Here is a 14,880-nt window from a genome sequence, read left to right as displayed (position 1 = left end):
ACCCCTCCCGCATCCCCCGCCGGGACGGCGGAATAGCGGAGACGGTGGCGCCGTTGAGCAGGATAGTTTAAGCTTCAACCAGTTCAACAACCGCGGCGGTCCGGTGAGAGACCGGGGCCCCGACGGAAGGCGAGAGGTGAGCACCATGCAGTTCGGCATCTTCACCGTCGGCGATGTGACGGCCGACCCCACCACCGGCCGCACCCCGACCGAGCGCGAGCGCATCAAGGCGACCGTCGCCATCGCGCTCAAGGCCGAGGAGGTCGGACTGGACGTCTTCGCCACCGGCGAGCACCACAACCCGCCGTTCGTCCCCTCCTCCCCCACCACCCTGCTCGGCCATATCGCCGCCCGCACCGAGCGGCTGATCCTCTCCACCTCCACCACCCTGATCACCACCAACGACCCGGTGAAGATCGCCGAGGACTACGCGGTCCTCCAGCACCTCGCCGACGGCCGGGTGGACCTGATGATGGGGCGCGGCAACACCGGGCCGGTCTACCCGTGGTTCGGCCAGGACATCCGCCAGGGCATCCCGCTCGCCATCGAGAACTACGCCCTGCTGCACCGGCTGTGGCGCGAGGACGTGGTCGACTGGGAGGGGAAGTTCCGCTCCCCGCTCCAGGGGTTCACCGCCACCCCGCGCCCGCTGGACGGCGTCCCGCCGTTCGTCTGGCACGGCTCGATCCGCTCCCCGGAGATCGCCGAGCAGGCCGCCTACTACGGTGACGGCTTCTTCCACAACAACATCTTCTGGCCGCAGGAGCACACCCGCCGGATGGTCGAGCTCTACCGCAAGCGGTACGCGCACTACGGCCACGGCACCCCCGAGCAGGCCATCGTCGGCCTCGGCGGCCAGGTGTTCATGCGCCACAACTCGCAGGACGCGGTACGGGAGTTCCGCCCGTACTTCGACAACGCACCGGTCTACGGGCACGGCCCCTCCCTGGAGGACTTCACCGAGCAGACCCCGCTCACCGTCGGCTCCCCGCAGCAGGTGATCGAGCGGACCCTCGGCTTCCGCGAGGCGGTCGGCGACTACCAGCGCCAGCTGTTCCTGATGGACCACGCCGGGCTGCCGCTGAAGACCGTGCTGGAGCAGCTGGACATCCTCGGCGAGGAGGTCGTACCGGTGCTGCGCAAGGAGTTCGAGAACCTGCGCCCGGCGGACGTCCCCGCCACCGCGCCGCTGCACCCGGCGCTGACCGACACCGTTCCGGAGGTCTCGTAAATGTCCGTCGCCCCTGTCCGTATCGTGGCCGTCTCGGCCGGGCTGAGCAGCCCGTCCTCCACCCGGCTGCTCGCCGACCGGCTCGCGGAAGCCGTCACCAAGGCCGCCACCGCCCCGGTGGAGGTCCAGGTGGTGGAGCTGCGCGATCTGGCCGTAGACATCGCCAAGCACCTGGTCACCGGCTTCCCGCCGCCCGCGCTGCGCGCCGCGCTGGACGCGGTGACCGGGGCGGACGGGCTGATCGCGGTCAGCCCGGTCTTCACCGCCTCCTACAGCGGGCTGTTCAAGTCCTTCTTCGACCTGGTCGACCCGGACGCGCTGACCGGGATGCCGGTGCTGATCGGGGCGACCGGCGGTACCGCCCGGCACTCCCTGGTGCTGGAGCACGCGCTGCGCCCGCTCTTCGCCTATCTGCGGGCCGTGACCGTCCCCACCGCCGTCTACGCGGCCTCCGAGGACTGGGGCGCGGCTGGCGGGCGGAGCGGGGACGGCGGCCTGGCGGAGCGGATCACCCGGGCGGGCGGCGAGCTGGCCGCGCTGGTGGCGGGCCGCCCGGTTGCGGCGGCGCGTTCGGGTAAGGAGGACGGTGAGGGTGATCCGCAAGGGCCTCGGTCAAGGGGTCCGGAAGCGGACGACCTGGAAGCGGATCTCGTACCGTTCGAGCAGCAGCTTGCGCGGCTCGGCGGCTGACACTCGGAGGTGGTGGCCATGGCGGCGAACCGGATCGTGGTGGGCGTCGACGGCTCCGAACCGGCCCTGAAGGCCCTGGTGTGGGCGGCGGGCCAGGCCCGGCTGACCGGCGCCGCGCTGGAGGCGGTGATCTGCTGGGAGTACCCGCCCAACGCCTGGGCCGGGCTCACCACCGGGATGGGCCCCACCGCGCCCGCGCTCCCCGACGACTACGACCCCGAGCAGCTGGCCCGCAAGGAGCTGGACGAGGCCCTGGCCGCCGCCCTGGACGGGACCACCGCGGCGGGCGTGGTCCGGCGGATCGTCGCGGGCCACCCCCCGCAGGTGCTCACCGAGCTCGCCGAGGGCGCCGACCTGCTGGTGGTGGGCGACCGCGGCTACAGCGGGGTACGCGCCGCGCTGCTCGGCTCGGTCAGCACCCATGTCGCCCAGCACGCGCCCTGCCCGGTGGTGGTGGTACGCGGGGAGACCCCGAGGTCCAGCTGAGACGCGGGCCCGCCCAGGGCCGTACGCCCGCCTGAGACACGGGCCGCCCGGGACCGTACGCCCGCCTGAGACGCGGGCCGGGGGCCGGGGGCCGTCAGAGGCGCTCACCTCCGACGGCCCCCGGCCCGTACGCGCTACTTGCGGTTGTAGAGCCGCATCGTCACCGTCCCGAAGACGACCACGAACAGCGCCGCCCACCCCAGCGACCAGGCGATGTCGGCGGCCGGCCACTCGCCCGCCATCAGCCGGCGCACCGCGCTCGCCACATGGGTCACCGGGCTGTTGTTCACAAAGGCCTGCAACCAGCCCGGCATGGTCCGCGGGTCCACGAAGACATTGCTCAGGAAGGTCAGCGGGAAGATCACCATCATGCTGACGCCCATCACCGACTTCTCGGTGCGCAGCAGCAGCCCGAACATGGTCCAGATCCACGAGAAGGCGAAGCAGAAGACCAGCAGCAGCGCCACCCCGGCCAGCACGCCGAGGACCCCGCCCTCCGGCCGGTAGCCGATCGCCATCCCCACCGCCAGCATCACCACGGAGGCGATCACATAGCGGACCACATCGCCCAGCAGATAGCCGACCATCGGCGCGGGCCGCCAGATCGGCAGGGTGCGGAAGCGGTCGAAGACGCCTTTCTGGATGTCGGTGTTGACCGCCACCCCGGTGTACATGGTGATCATCACCACGCTCATGGTGAGGATGCCGGGGAGCAGGAACTGCACATACCGGTCGACCGATCCGGCCAGCGCACCCCCGAAGAGGTACGTGTACATCAGCACCATCATGATCGGGAACGCGGTCACGTCGAAGAGCTGCTCCGGCACATGCTTGATCTTCAGCATGGCCCGCCAGCCGAAGGTCAGCGAGGCCGACAGGGCGCTGGGGCGCGGCGGCCGCCGGGCCGATACCAGCAGCGCGGCCAGGTCCTCGGCGCGGGGCGCGGTGAAGGCGGTGTCCTCGACCGGCCCGGAGGTCTTGGTGGTCGTGGTGGTGCTCATCGGGCCGTCGTCCTCTCGGTCGGGTCGTCGGTCGGGTCGTCTGCCTGCGTGCCGTCCTCGACGTCCCGTCCGCCGCCCGCCCGGCGGTCGGTGAGGGCGAGGAAGACCTCGTCCAGGCTCGGCTGGCCCAGCGCGAAGTTGTCCACCGCGATCCCGGCCCGGGCCAGCTCGGCCAGCGCCCTGGCCGCCTCCTCGGCGGCGCCCAGCTCGCCGGCCCGGCCGTCCACGGTGGCGGTGAGCGCCACCGGGTCGGGGTCCAGGGTGACGGTCGCGTCCAGTACGGAGGTGAGCACCCGGGTCGCCGCCGGCCGCTGCTCGGCCTCCCGCAGGCGTACGTGCACCGAGCCCGAGCCCACCGACGCCTTCAGCTCGCCCTTGGTGCCCTCGGCGATGACCTTGCCGTGGTCGATCACCGCGATCCGGGCGGCCAGCTGGTCCGCCTCGTCCAGGTACTGGGTGGTCAGCAGCACCGTGGTGCCCTGGGCGACGACCGCGCGCACGATGTCCCAGACCTGGTTGCGGCTGCGCGGGTCGAGCCCGGTGGTGGGCTCGTCCAGGAAGAGCAGGTCAGGGGTGTTGAGGATGGAGGCGGCGATGTCGATCCGGCGCCGCATCCCGCCCGAGTAGTTCTTGACCTGCCGCCCGGCCGCGTCCGCGAGGCCGAACGCCTCCAGCAGCTCGGCCGCACGCTGCCGGGCGGCCGCCTTGCCGTGTCCGAGCAGCCGCCCGAGCAGCAGCAGGTTCTCGGCGCCGGTGAGGTCCTCGTCCACCGAGGCGTACTGCCCGGTGAGGCTGACCCGGGCGCGTACCGCGTCGGCGTCCCGCACCACGTCCTTGCCGAACACCCGGGCCTCGCCGCCGTCCGGCCGCAGCAGGGTGGCCAGCATCCGTACGGCGGTGGTCTTGCCGGCGCCGTTGGGGCCGAGCACCCCGTAGACGGTGCCGGCGGGCACCCGCAGGTCGATGCCGTCGACGGCCCGGTTGGTGCCGAAGACCTTGACCAGTTGGTGGGTCTCGATGGCGGGAGGATCCGTGGCCGGGCCCGATGTCATGTCCGTATCCGTGTCTGTATCCGTGTCCGTGGTCGTCATCGGCGCGGTTCCCTGGTGCGGCGGCGGGCGGGCGTACGGGGGCGGGGCGCTCCCCCGCGGGGGTACGGAGGCGGGGCCCCGCAGGCGTACGGAGGCGTGGGGCTTCCAGTCTCCGACCGCCGCCCGCCCACCGCTACCCGTACATCCGTACGAGATCAGACCGTCACCAGCGGCCCCTGTCCCTCACCGCCGCACCGGGCGGGACTCCACGATCACCGGTGCGGCCTCGGCGGCCGCCTCGCGCTCGGCCGGGGACGGCTTCGGCGGTGCCTCGTGCACATAGAACGCGTAGTTCATCGCCACCGCGGTCGCCGCCGCGATCAGGACCGAGAGCACGATCGAGGTCAGCACGCTCTCCCTGGTCAGGCTGTGCAGCCAGCCCACGCCGATGCCAGTCACCGCGCCGTAGGCGGCGGCCCGCAGCCCGCGCGGCAGCCGGTGCTGCACGGCGCCGAGGAGCAGGCACAGCGCACCGAAGACGACGCCGCTGACCGCGCCCAGCACGGCCTGGGCGCCGGTGACCGGGCCCTCGCCGCTGCGGTCGATGAACTGCGCGTAGAAGCCGTAGAAGACGGCGAGCGAGATCGGCAGGACCACCCACAGATGGCGCCGCCGCCGCTCCTCCTTGATCCGGCGGTGCCGCGCCAGCCGCTGGGGCACCGGAACGTGTGTGACCATGGCGGACTCCTTCCGTCGCCGTCCCTCCAGGGCACACCGGGCCCGCCCGCCCGGCAAGTGGATCAGCAGGGCGACCGGGGAGCCGCCGCCGCACACCCGCCACCGGAGCGCCCCGTTCCACCTGTGCGATCAGGCTCGACACCTGTGCGACCGGGCTCGGCAACGATCCGGCTGCCGGTATGGCGCGAACCCCCCGCGCGCCCCCTACGGCCACTACGATGCGCACGACCCCGCGTGCCCGTGGTGACCGCCGCCGCCGTGCCCGCGCGGGGCGGTCCGCCGTCCACCGCCGTACGCCGTGCCACCCGAGGACAACAGCGATGCGCGCTCCCTCCCGCAGGATGTCCCGCCGGACCTCCGACCACCGCACCCCGGCCCCCGCGCCGCGCAGGGGCCGCCGGGCCGCGCCCCGCTCCGCCCGCGGGCTCCAGCCGAACGCCCTCGGCACCTTCGACACCGTCGTCATGGCCGTGGCGGGCAGCGCCCCCGCCTACTCGCTCGCCGCCACCACCGCGGTGCTGGTCGGCGCGGTCGGCGTCGCGGCGCCCGCCGCCCTGCTCTACTGCGCGATACCCATGCTGGGGATCGTCCTGGCGTACAGCAGGCTCGGCCGCATCGACATCAACGCGGGCGCCGCCTACTCCTGGGTCGGCCGGACCCTGCACCCCTCGCTCGGCTTCCTGTGCGGCTGGGCGCTGGTGGTGGCCGCGACCCTGTTCATGGTGGCCGGATCGCTGCCGGCCGGTCAGCTCACCCTCGCCCTGTTCGACCCGGCGCTGGCCTCCCGCACCGGGCCGGCCGCGGTGGTCGGCGCGGGCTGGTTCCTGGTGATGCTGCTGGTGGTGCTGGGCGGGGCCCGGCTCACCGTACGGGCCCAACTCCTCATGACCGGCGTGGAGCTGGCGATCCTGCTGCTGTTCATCGGCGGGGTGGTGCTGCACCGGGGCGCGGCCGCCGCCTTCGACTGGTCCTGGTTCGGCTTCGGGCACTTCGACGGGGCGGGCGGCTTCGCCTCGGGCGCGCTGGTGGCCGCGTTCTACTTCTGGGGCTGGGACGTCACCAGCAACCTCAGCGAGGAGACCCGCGACAGCCGGCGCACCGCCGGACTGGCCGCGCTGGTCGGGCTCGCCGTGGTCTTCCTGATCTTCGAGGCGTTCACCGTGGCGGTCAACGTGGTGCTGGCCTCGGGCAAGGTGACCGCCGGCGGGGCGGACGTCCTGGTGCTGCTCGGGGACGCGGTGTGGCCCGGGATCGGCGGGAAACTGCTGGTGGTGGCCGTGATGCTGTCCACGGTGGCCACTTTGGAGACCACCCTCATCCAGGTCACCCGCTCGCTCTTCGCGATGGGCCGGGACCGCGCCATGCCGTCCGGTCTGGGCGCGGTGCACCGCCGCTGGAACACCCCGCACATCGCCATCGGGGCGGTCGGGGCGGTGGCACTGGTGCTGTTCGGCGCCGCGAGCGCCCTCGGCTCGGTCGCCGACATCGTTGCCGAGGCGGTACGGGCCATGGGCCTGCTGGTCGCCTTCTACTACGGGCTGGCCGGCATCGCGGCCGTGGTCGCCTACCGCCGCACCCTGCTGACCTCGCCGCGCGAACTGCTGCTCGGCGGGGTGTGGCCGCTGGTGGGCGCGGCCTTCATGCTCTGGGTCTTCTTCGAGTCGCTGGGCGCGCTGCCCACCGCCTCGGTCGCCATCGGCCTCGGCGGACTGCTCGCCGGGGTGGTCCCGATGGCCTGGTACTGGCGCCGGGGCAGCCCCTACTACCGCCCGGCCCCGCTCGACGCGGCCCGCGCGCTGGCCGCCGCGGCGCCCTACGGCGTACCGCGCCAGGACGGGCGGAGCAGCGCGGACGGCTCCCCGGAGACCCTGGCCACCGACTTCTGACGGCCGTTCGGCAACCGGTAACCGACACCTGGTCACCGACACACTGGGAGGGGGGTGGCCGCATGGCCGTACGCCGCAGCCGCCGCGCCGCGCGCTTCACACCCGAGTTCGACCGGGACTTCGGCGACCGGGCGCTCACCGAGGCCCGCCACGACATCGTCATCGGCCGCTGGCAGGGCGTGCGCGACCTGCTGCGCGCCACCGGCTCCGCCTGGCCGGCCAGGACCCAGCGGCTCCGCCTGCTGGCGCACGCCGCGGCGGCCAGCGGCGCGGTGGAGGCCTGGTGGGCGGCCGAGCCGGACGACCCGGACGCGGCGGTGCTGCGCGCGGCGACCGAGGTGGTACGGGTCTTCGACGCGGCGATAGCCGCCGGGCGGGGTGCCGTGGTGGACCGGGGGCGGCTGGACACCACGGTGATGACCTGCCTGGTCGCCGCCGACGCCCGGCCCGCCGACCCGATGCCCTGGGTGTCGCTGCTGACGGTGGCCCGGCTGTACCAGGGCGGGGTGGGGCGGGCGGAACTGCGCGCCTGGTGGGAGGAGTTGCGGCGGCGGGACCCGGACAACCTGGAGGGGCACGTCCAGGTGCTGCGGTACCGCTCGGCGCGCTGGCACGGCACCCATGGCGCGATGTACGACTTCGCCCGGGACGCGGCCGGGGCGGCGCCGCCCGGCTCACCGCTGCCGGTGCTGGTGCAGATCGCCCGGGTCGAGGAGTACCGCTATGTGGCCGACGCCTCCCGCGGCCGGGCCCCGGTACGCGGTTTCGACCAGCACTGGAAGCACGAACTGGCCGCCACGGAGGCGCTGCGCACCTGCACCCGCTGGCTGGACGCCCGCCCCTCGGGCCCGGTACGCCCCGAGGAGGTCGAGCCCCTCAACTACCTGGCCCACGCCGCCTGCCTCGCCGGTCTGACCGACCGCGCCCGCGCCCTTTTCGCGCTGCTCGGCCCGCGCGCCGCCTGGGTCCCCTGGGCCTACACCGGCGAGCCCGCCGAGCAGTTCACCCGCTGGCGCCATCAACTCCTGCCATAAGGCCGGTCAGTCCTCGCCCCGCACGATGACGACCCGGTGCTGCCCGGTCGCCTCACCACCGCCCCGGTCCACTCCCCCGTCCACCACCGCCGGCCGGCACCACCGCACCCGCCCCTCGACCTCCCGGCACACCGCCACGGGCCGGTCGAGCACGGCTATGTCGGGAGAATCGGCGACGGGCCCGGCCTCCGGCCCCGTACGGTCACTGCGTCGTCCACCATCCTGCGTGTCCATACCCTACGGGTACCCGCCCCGACGGGACGAAACGGGCGTACGCCGTGATCCGGGCCTCAGCCGGCGGCGCCGGGCGCCGGAACCGGCACCCCCAGCCGCCGGTCCTTCAGGGCCGGGAAGCGGTCACGGAGGGTGGTCGCCTCCTTGGGGTCCAGCTCGGCGCGGAGGACGAGTTCGTCGGCGCCGGCGGCCTCGGCGAGGAGTTCGCCGGAGGGGGCGACGATCAGGCTGCGGCCGGCCTGGGGGGTGTGGGCGTGGGTGCCGGCGGTGCCGCAGGCCAGGACGTAGGCCTGGTTCTCCACGGCGCGGGCGCGGGCCAGCACCGTCCAGTGCTCGTGGCGGGCCTCGGGCCAGCCGGCCGGGATGGCGAAGGCGAGGGCACCGGCGTCCACCAGGCCGCGGAACAGCTCGGGGAAGCGCAGGTCGTAGCAGGTGGCGAGGCCGAGGGGGAGATCGGGGACGGGGGCGGTGACCAGCTCCTCGCCGGCGGCCATCAGCACCGCCTCGCCCTTGTCGAAGCCGAAGCGGTGGATCTTGCGGTAGACGGCGGCCAGTTCGCCGGAGGGGGCGAAGACGAGAGAGGTGTTGAACAGGCCCTCGGCGGCGCGCTCCACGATGCTGCCGGCGTGCAGCCAGACCCCCGCCTCGGCGGCGGCCGCGGACATCGCCTGGCGGGTCGGGCCGTCCAGCTCCTCGGCCGCGGCCTCGAAGGAGTCGAAGGCGAACGCGCCGACCGGCCACAGCTCGGGCAGCACCACCAGGTCCGCACCGCGCTCTTCGGCGATCAGTTCGGCGGCGCGGGCGCGGCGCTCGGCCACCGGTTCGGCGTCGTCCACTCGGATCTGGATCAGCGAGGCGCGCACATTACCACCGTCCTGGTCAACTGGGGCCGCTCACTTCGGCCTACGATCATCAGGCGTCAGGATCGTCGGACGTCGGGAACGTCGGACGAAAGCACTGCCGGGGTACCTGTCCGCAGCGTAACTTAAACGGACGGGAGCCCAGGAGAGCCGCCCGGCCCGCACCGCCCGCAGTCCAGCTCAGCACCGCCCGCAGTCCAGCCCAGCCCGCAGTCCAGCCCAGCCCGCGCACCGACCGCCCGAGGGGTCTCGTGACCGTCCATCCCAGTCTCCAGCCCTACGCCGACGCCTGGACGCACTCCACCGATGCGATATCCGAGCTGGTGAAGCCGCTCGTGGAAGGGGAGTGGAACCGCGCCACCCCCTGCCCCGGCTGGTCGGTGCGGGACATCGTCTCCCACGTCATCGGGATGGAGGACGAGATGCTGGGCAACCCGCGCCCCATCCACACCCTCCCCCGCGACCTGTTCCATGTCCGCAGCGAGTTCGCGCGCTATATGGAGGTGCAGGTCGACGTACGGCGGCACCACACCGGCCCGGAGATGACGGCCGAGCTGGAGTACACCCTGATCCGCCGGGCCCGCCAGATACGGAACGAGACCCGCGCCCCCGACACCCGGGTGCGGGCCCCGCTGGGCGCCGAGCAGTCCCTGGAAGTGGCGTACCGGATGCGGGCGTTCGACCTCTGGGTCCATGAGCAGGACCTGCGGGCCGCACTGGGCGAGCCGGGCAACCTCGACTCCCCCGGGGCGCTGGTGGCGCGGGACATCTTCCTGGAGGTGCTGCCCAAGACGGTCGCCAAGGACGCCGGCGCCCCGCCGAACAGCGCGGTGGTGCTCGATGTGCACGGCCCGGTGGAGTTCCTGCGGACGGTACGGGTGGACGCCGAGGGGCGGGGCAGTGTGGACGGCGCCCCCTCGCTGGGCCCGGCGGTGGCGCTCTCGCTGGACTGGGAGACCTATGTACGGCTCGCCTGCGGGCGGGTGCGGCCGGCGGCGGTCGCCGACCGGGTGAAGGTGGACGGCGACCCCGCGCTCGCCGACGCCATCCTCGCGAACTTCGCCGTCACCCCGTAGACCGTCAGGCGTTATGCGGGCACGTGGACGGCCTCCACCCGGCTGGCCACCAGCCGCTCCCGCTCGCGCCGTACCGTGCGGGCCCGCAGCCGGAGGATCTGGGCGACCCCGAGCGCCTGGAGCACGAACACCGAGGCGAACGCGATCCGGTAGTCGTCCCCGGTGGCGTCCAGCAGCACGCCGACCGCCAGCAGGGTGGTCATCGAGGCCGTGAAGCCGCCCATGTTGACGATCCCGGAGGCGGTGCCCTGCCGCTCCTGGGGGTTGGCCGGGCGGGCGAAGTCAAAGCCGATCATGGAGGCCGGGCCGCAGGCGCCCAGCACCAGGCAGAGCGCCACCAGCAGCCCCATCGGGGCATGGTCGCCGGGCCAGAGCAGCACCGCCGCCCAGAGCGCCGCCGTCGCCGCGACCGTGCCCAGCGCCAGTGGGGCCCGCGCCGCGTGGTGGCGGGCGATGATCTGCCCGTACGCCAGGCCCACCGCCATATTGGAGACCACCACCAGGGTCAGCAGCCCACCGGCCGCGCCCCGCTCCAGCCCCTGCGCCTCCACCAGGAACGGCATCCCCCACAGGAGGAGGAACACCATGGCGGGGAACTGGGTGGTGAAGTGCACCCACATCCCCAGCCGGGTGCCGGGCTCGGCCCAGGAGGCGCTGATCTGCCGCCGTACGAAAAGGGGTCCGGTGCCGGCGGGCGGCGGGGGCTCGAAGCCCTCGGGGTGGTCCTTGAGGAACAGCAGCAGGAGGACGAGGACCAGCACCCCCGCCAGCGCGCTCCCGGCGAACGCGTTCGTCCAGCCCACCCCGTCCAGCAGCCGGGACAGCACGAGGGTGGAGACCAGGTTGCCCGCCATCCCGAACAGCGCGGCGATCTGCGCGATCAGCGGCCCCCGCCGGGCCGGGAACCAGCGGGTGCCCAGCCGCAGCACCGAGATGAAGGTCATCGCGTCCCCGCAGCCGAGCAGCGCCCGCGCGGCCAGCGCCGTCCCGTACGAGGGGGAGAGCGCGAAGCCCAGCTGGCCGACGGTGAACAGCACCACCCCGTAGGTGAGCACCCGCTTGGTGCCGAGCCGGTCCACCATCAGGCCGACGGGTATCTGCATCCCCGCGTAGACCAGCAGTTGGAGGATGGAGAAGGTGGAGAGCGCCGAGGCGCCCACGTCGAAGCGCTCGGCCGCGTCCAGCCCGGCCACCCCGAGCGAGGTGCGGAAGATGACCGCCACGAAGTAGACGGCCACCCCGACGCCCCAGACCAGGGCGGCGCGCCGACCGCCGGGTGGGTCGCCGGCCACCGTCCCGGAGAGCTCGCTCATCGGTCCTCACCCCGCACCAGCACCCGCACCCGGCTGACATGGCGGTTGACCGAGCGCGCCGCGCCGTCGGCGTCCCCTCCGCGCAGGGCGGCCAGGATCTCGGCGTGCTCGGCGATGTTCTTGGCGACCCGGTCCGGATGGGCCTCCATCACGGCCACGCCCATCCGCAGTTGGCGGTCGCGTAGCTGGTCGTAGAGCCGGGAGAGGATCTCGTTCCCGGCGTGCCGCACGATCTCGGCATGGAACGCCCGGTCGGCGACCGCCACCGCCGCCAGGTCGCCGCCCTCGGCCTGCCGGCGCTGCTCGGCCAGCAGCTCCTCCAGCCGCTCCAGCAGCCGGGCGGGCGCGGGGACGGCCTTGCGGACGGCGAACTCCTCGACCAGCAGCCGGGTCTCGACCACGTCGGCGATCTCCTGCGCGGAGACCGCCAGCACCAGGGCGCCCTTCTTCGGGTAGAGCTTCAGCAGCCCTTCCATCTCCAGCTTCAGCAGCGCCTCGCGCACCGGCGTACGGGACACCCCGACGGCCTCGGCCAGCTCGCCCTCGGTGAGCAGGGTGCCGCCCTGGTAGCGCCGGTCCAGGACGGCCTGTTTGACATGCGAGTAGACCCGGGCGGCGGCGGGAGCGGGAGAGGCGGGAGAGCGGGGTGAAGAGGAAGAAGGGGGAGAGACGGGGGACGCTGAGGGCATGCACACAGCATAGATACAAGTAGGATGCACGCGCTTCGGCCGTCCACGATGCAGGACGGGCGCCACGGGGAGGGCGGGCGGAGCCCAGAGGCTGCCGGAGGCGCCGGGACGGAAAGGGGTGCCGGGGCGGGAAAGGGGCCGGGACGGGAAGGGGTGCCGGGACGGCGGGAAGGGGTGCCGGGGCGGGAAGGGGTGCCGGGGCGAAGCCGGGGAAGAAGGGGCCGGGGGTGGGGAAGGGGCCGGGGGGCTCAGCGAGGCGACTGCGATCATCTGCTGTCCCGTGCATCCATTCGCGCCTCCCGGGTGTCTTCTCCAAGACACCCGTGATCGACCCACGGGCCCCACGACCACACGGAGAATCTCCTTGACCACGACGACAGTCACCAAGAAGTCCGTGCGCCGCACCGCGGCCGCCGCTCTCACCGGTGGGCTGCTGCTGACCGTCTCCCCGATCGCCGCACCCGCCCAGGCCGCCGCCCCGCCCATACCGTCGATATCCGCCAAGGGCGGCTTCCTCGTCGACCAGGCCACCGGCGCCGCGGTGTACGGCAAGGCCAACACCACCCGGCGCCAGATGGCCAGCACCACCAAGGTGGCCACCGCCATCACGGTCCTCACCACGCCCGGCGTCGACCTGAACCGCAAGGTGACGATCAAGCAGGAGTACCGCGACTACGTGGTGCGCGAGGGTGCCAGCACCGCGGACCTGCGCACCGGCGACAAGCTGACCGTCCGCCAGCTGCTGTCCGCCCTGATGCTGCCCTCCGGCTGCGACGCGGCCTACGCGCTCGCCGACACCTTCGGTACCGGCACCACCACCGCCGCCCGCACCGCCTCGTTCATCGGGAAGATGAACGCCAAGGCCAAGCAGCTGTCCATGGTGAACTCCAGCTTCGACTCCTTCGACGGCATCTCGGCCGCCGGGAACAACTTCACCACCCCGCAGGACCTGGCCAAGCTGGCCCGGCACGCGTTCAGCAGCCCGGTCCTGCGCGAGGTGGTCGGCGCCACCACGTACCTGGCCCCCGCGACCACCTCCACCGGCGGCACCCGCACCTACACCTGGTACAACACCAACAAGCTGCTCGGCTCCTACCAGGGCGCCGTCGGCATCAAGACCGGCACCGGCACCGCCGCCGGACCCTGCCTGGTGTTCGCCGCCACCCGCGGCTCCAAGACCTACACCGGCGTCGTGCTCAACGGCACCGACCGCTACAACGACGCCGCCAAGCTGCTCGACTTCGGCTTCGGCTCCAGCACCGCGAAGACCATGAAGCTGCGCTCCCTGCCCAAGGGCGCCCAGCGCGACTGACGGCGCCGGCCGTCCCCTACGGAGCACACGGCGGCCCGGACGGCCCGGACACCACGTCAGGTGTCCGGGCCTGCTCGCCGCCGGCCCGCCGGGGCGGCCCGCTCCCGCGCCTCCGCACCCCGCGCGTGCGTTCCCGCGGCCGTTCACCCGTCCGGGCGAACGATGTCGGCCCGCGCATCCCATCGGGCCCCAGAGGCGTCTACTTCCCATGGCATCCCGTGACTGACCACGGATCACCCCCACTCCTCGGAGCACCACCCGTGACATCAAGGACCTCGAAGACCACGACGATAGTGACCACGAAGGCCGTGCGCCGCGCGGCCACCGTGGCACTCGCCGGCGGACTGCTGCTGACCGCCTCGCCGTTGGCCGCGCCCGCCTCGGCCGCGCCGAAGCCGGCGCCCAGGCCCGCGCCGGCCGTCTCGGCCAAGGGCGCCTACCTGGCCGACCAGGCCACCGGCACGGCCCTCTACGGCAAGGCCGCGACGACCCCGCGGCAGATGGCGAGCACCACCAAGATCGCCACCGCCATCGTGGTCCTCACCACGCCCAAGGTCGACCTCAACCGCAAGGTGACCGTCAAGCAGGCGTACCGCGACTACGTCACCCGCGAGGGCGCCAGCACCGCGGACCTGCGCACCGGCGACAAGCTGACGGTCCGCCAGCTGCTCTCCGGGCTGATGCTGCCCTCCGGTTGCGACGCCGCGTACGCGCTCGCCGACACCTTCGGCAAGGGCAAGACCAGCGCCGAGCGCACCAAGCAGTTCATCGGCCAGATGAACGCCAAGGCCAAGTCGCTGAAGATGGCGAAGACGAAGTTCGACTCCTTCGACGGCATCTCCGGTGGCGGCAACAACGTCACCACCCCCGAGGACCTGGCGAAGCTGGCCCGGCACTCCTTCGACAACAAGACCTTCCGCGACGTCGTGAAGGCCACCTCGTACAAGGCCGCGGCGACCGCCTCCACCGGCAAGACCCGCACCTACACCTGGTACAACACCAACAAGCTGCTCGGCTCCTACCCGGGCGCCGTCGGCATGAAGACCGGCACCGGAACCGCCGCCGGGCCGTGCCTGGTGTTCGCCGCCACCCGCGGCTCCAAGACCTATGTCGGCGTGGTGCTCAACGGCTCGGACCGCTACAACGACGCGGCCAAGCTGCTCGACTACGGCTTCGGGGCCAAGCCCACCGCCAAGAAGATCAAGCTGCGCCCGCTGCCGGCCGGCGCCCAGCGCGACTGATCCACCCGGCAGGACCGCCCCGCCGGCAGGCGGTGGTACGCCGAGGGCCCGGACACCA

At 73.1% G+C, this 14,880-nt stretch carries 15 protein-coding genes; 8 read left to right on the top strand and 7 right to left on the bottom strand.

Features of this window, described 5'->3' with window-relative positions; translation table 11 throughout:
• Window positions 1-145: 145 nt before the first annotated feature.
• The 3 genes from ABZ945_RS05535 to ABZ945_RS05525 are packed head-to-tail and all read left to right on the top strand — an operon-like array spanning window position 146 to window position 2,407.
• Window positions 146-1,231, top strand: a complete 1,086-nt coding sequence (locus tag ABZ945_RS05535) for an LLM class flavin-dependent oxidoreductase (RefSeq protein ID WP_361264664.1) — start codon at window positions 146-148, stop codon at window positions 1,229-1,231.
• Window positions 1,232-1,921 carry an FMN reductase gene (locus ABZ945_RS05530; RefSeq protein WP_361264285.1) on the top strand — a complete coding sequence of 230 codons (690 nt, stop codon included), beginning with the start codon at window positions 1,232-1,234 and terminating at the stop codon, window positions 1,919-1,921.
• Between the two features lie 18 nt (window positions 1,922-1,939).
• Window positions 1,940-2,407: a universal stress protein gene (locus tag ABZ945_RS05525; protein WP_361264282.1), complete on the top strand. Its 468-nt coding sequence runs from the start codon at window positions 1,940-1,942 to the stop codon at window positions 2,405-2,407.
• A gap of 134 nt (window positions 2,408-2,541) precedes the next feature.
• Here ABZ945_RS05525 and ABZ945_RS05520 read toward each other — a convergent pair whose 3' ends face one another.
• From ABZ945_RS05520 to ABZ945_RS05510, 3 genes are all read right to left on the bottom strand, one after another.
• Window positions 2,542-3,408 carry an ABC transporter permease gene (locus ABZ945_RS05520; RefSeq protein ID WP_361264279.1) on the bottom strand — a complete coding sequence of 289 codons (867 nt, stop codon included), beginning with the start codon at window positions 3,406-3,408 and terminating at the stop codon, window positions 2,542-2,544.
• On the bottom strand, window positions 3,405-4,460 hold the full coding sequence (locus ABZ945_RS05515) for an ATP-binding cassette domain-containing protein (RefSeq protein ID WP_361264276.1): 1,056 nt from the start codon (window positions 4,458-4,460) through the stop codon (window positions 3,405-3,407). Before ABZ945_RS05515 ends, ABZ945_RS05520 begins: the two co-directional genes overlap by 4 nt.
• Window positions 4,461-4,682: 222 nt before the next feature.
• Window positions 4,683-5,177 carry a hypothetical protein gene (locus tag ABZ945_RS05510; protein ID WP_361264273.1) on the bottom strand — a complete coding sequence of 165 codons (495 nt, stop codon included), beginning with the start codon at window positions 5,175-5,177 and terminating at the stop codon, window positions 4,683-4,685.
• Window positions 5,178-5,497: 320 nt separating this feature from the next.
• Between ABZ945_RS05510 and ABZ945_RS05505 the strand changes: the two genes are divergently transcribed.
• The gene (locus tag ABZ945_RS05505; protein WP_361264270.1) at window positions 5,498-7,063 is read left to right on the top strand and encodes an APC family permease; all 1,566 of its coding nucleotides are present in this window, start codon (window positions 5,498-5,500) and stop codon (window positions 7,061-7,063) included.
• A 62-nt stretch (window positions 7,064-7,125) separates the two neighbouring features.
• Entirely contained in the window at window positions 7,126-8,097 is a 972-nt protein-coding gene (locus ABZ945_RS05500) for a hypothetical protein (RefSeq protein WP_361264267.1), read from the top strand.
• 6 nt (window positions 8,098-8,103) lie between these two features.
• Here ABZ945_RS05500 and ABZ945_RS05495 read toward each other — a convergent pair whose 3' ends face one another.
• Both ABZ945_RS05495 and ABZ945_RS05490 read right to left on the bottom strand, forming a co-directional pair.
• Window positions 8,104-8,331, bottom strand: a complete 228-nt coding sequence (locus ABZ945_RS05495) for a hypothetical protein (protein ID WP_361264265.1) — start codon at window positions 8,329-8,331, stop codon at window positions 8,104-8,106.
• 56 nt (window positions 8,332-8,387) lie between these two features.
• On the bottom strand, window positions 8,388-9,194 hold the full coding sequence (locus tag ABZ945_RS05490) for a nitrilase-related carbon-nitrogen hydrolase (RefSeq protein ID WP_361264262.1): 807 nt from the start codon (window positions 9,192-9,194) through the stop codon (window positions 8,388-8,390).
• Window positions 9,195-9,442: 248 nt separating this feature from the next.
• Here ABZ945_RS05490 and ABZ945_RS05485 point away from each other — a divergent pair, with 248 nt between their 5' ends.
• Window positions 9,443-10,267, top strand: a complete 825-nt coding sequence (locus tag ABZ945_RS05485) for a maleylpyruvate isomerase family mycothiol-dependent enzyme (protein WP_361264259.1) — start codon at window positions 9,443-9,445, stop codon at window positions 10,265-10,267.
• Window positions 10,268-10,278: 11 nt separating this feature from the next.
• On the opposite strand, the gene ABZ945_RS05480 is transcribed toward ABZ945_RS05485, so the two are convergent.
• Both ABZ945_RS05480 and ABZ945_RS05475 read right to left on the bottom strand, forming a co-directional pair.
• Window positions 10,279-11,580, bottom strand: coding sequence for an MFS transporter (locus ABZ945_RS05480; RefSeq protein ID WP_361264256.1), 1,302 nt, complete (start codon window positions 11,578-11,580; stop codon window positions 10,279-10,281).
• A complete protein-coding gene (locus ABZ945_RS05475) occupies window positions 11,577-12,269 on the bottom strand; it encodes a GntR family transcriptional regulator (RefSeq protein ID WP_361264252.1) in 693 nt (230 codons plus the stop codon). Before ABZ945_RS05475 ends, ABZ945_RS05480 begins: the two co-directional genes overlap by 4 nt.
• A gap of 394 nt (window positions 12,270-12,663) precedes the next feature.
• On the opposite strand from ABZ945_RS05475, the gene ABZ945_RS05470 reads away from it, so the two are divergent.
• Both ABZ945_RS05470 and ABZ945_RS05465 read left to right on the top strand, forming a co-directional pair.
• A complete protein-coding gene (locus tag ABZ945_RS05470) occupies window positions 12,664-13,581 on the top strand; it encodes a serine hydrolase (protein ID WP_361264661.1) in 918 nt (305 codons plus the stop codon).
• A gap of 308 nt (window positions 13,582-13,889) precedes the next feature.
• Window positions 13,890-14,822, top strand: coding sequence for a serine hydrolase (locus ABZ945_RS05465; RefSeq protein ID WP_361264658.1), 933 nt, complete (start codon window positions 13,890-13,892; stop codon window positions 14,820-14,822).
• Window positions 14,823-14,880 lie beyond the last annotated feature (58 nt).

Origin of the sequence: Streptomyces sp. NPDC046887, assembly GCF_040644755.1 — a bacterium.
Taxonomy (GTDB): Bacteria; Actinomycetota; Actinomycetes; order Streptomycetales; family Streptomycetaceae; genus Streptomyces; species Streptomyces lichenis.
The sequence above is the reverse complement of the archived record's forward strand: the minus strand, read 5'-3'. Positions and strand labels throughout refer to the sequence as shown.

What these genes read in the sequence shown, in the direction of transcription:
- ABZ945_RS05535 (WP_361264664.1), top strand. Translation starts at nt 146, where the DNA reads ATGCAGTTCGGCATCTTCACCGTCGGCGATGTGACGGCCGACCCCACC.
- ABZ945_RS05530 (WP_361264285.1), top strand. Translation starts at nt 1,232, where the DNA reads ATGTCCGTCGCCCCTGTCCGTATCGTGGCCGTCTCGGCCGGGCTGAGC.
- ABZ945_RS05525 (WP_361264282.1), top strand. Translation starts at nt 1,940, where the DNA reads ATGGCGGCGAACCGGATCGTGGTGGGCGTCGACGGCTCCGAACCGGCC.
- ABZ945_RS05520 (WP_361264279.1), bottom strand. Translation starts at nt 3,408, where the DNA reads ATGAGCACCACCACGACCACCAAGACCTCCGGGCCGGTCGAGGACACC.
- ABZ945_RS05515 (WP_361264276.1), bottom strand. Translation starts at nt 4,460, where the DNA reads ATGACATCGGGCCCGGCCACGGATCCTCCCGCCATCGAGACCCACCAA.
- ABZ945_RS05510 (WP_361264273.1), bottom strand. Translation starts at nt 5,177, where the DNA reads ATGGTCACACACGTTCCGGTGCCCCAGCGGCTGGCGCGGCACCGCCGG.
- ABZ945_RS05505 (WP_361264270.1), top strand. Translation starts at nt 5,498, where the DNA reads ATGCGCGCTCCCTCCCGCAGGATGTCCCGCCGGACCTCCGACCACCGC.
- ABZ945_RS05500 (WP_361264267.1), top strand. Translation starts at nt 7,126, where the DNA reads ATGGCCGTACGCCGCAGCCGCCGCGCCGCGCGCTTCACACCCGAGTTC.
- ABZ945_RS05495 (WP_361264265.1), bottom strand. Translation starts at nt 8,331, where the DNA reads ATGGACACGCAGGATGGTGGACGACGCAGTGACCGTACGGGGCCGGAG.
- ABZ945_RS05480 (WP_361264256.1), bottom strand. Translation starts at nt 11,580, where the DNA reads ATGAGCGAGCTCTCCGGGACGGTGGCCGGCGACCCACCCGGCGGTCGG.
- ABZ945_RS05475 (WP_361264252.1), bottom strand. Translation starts at nt 12,269, where the DNA reads ATGCCCTCAGCGTCCCCCGTCTCTCCCCCTTCTTCCTCTTCACCCCGC.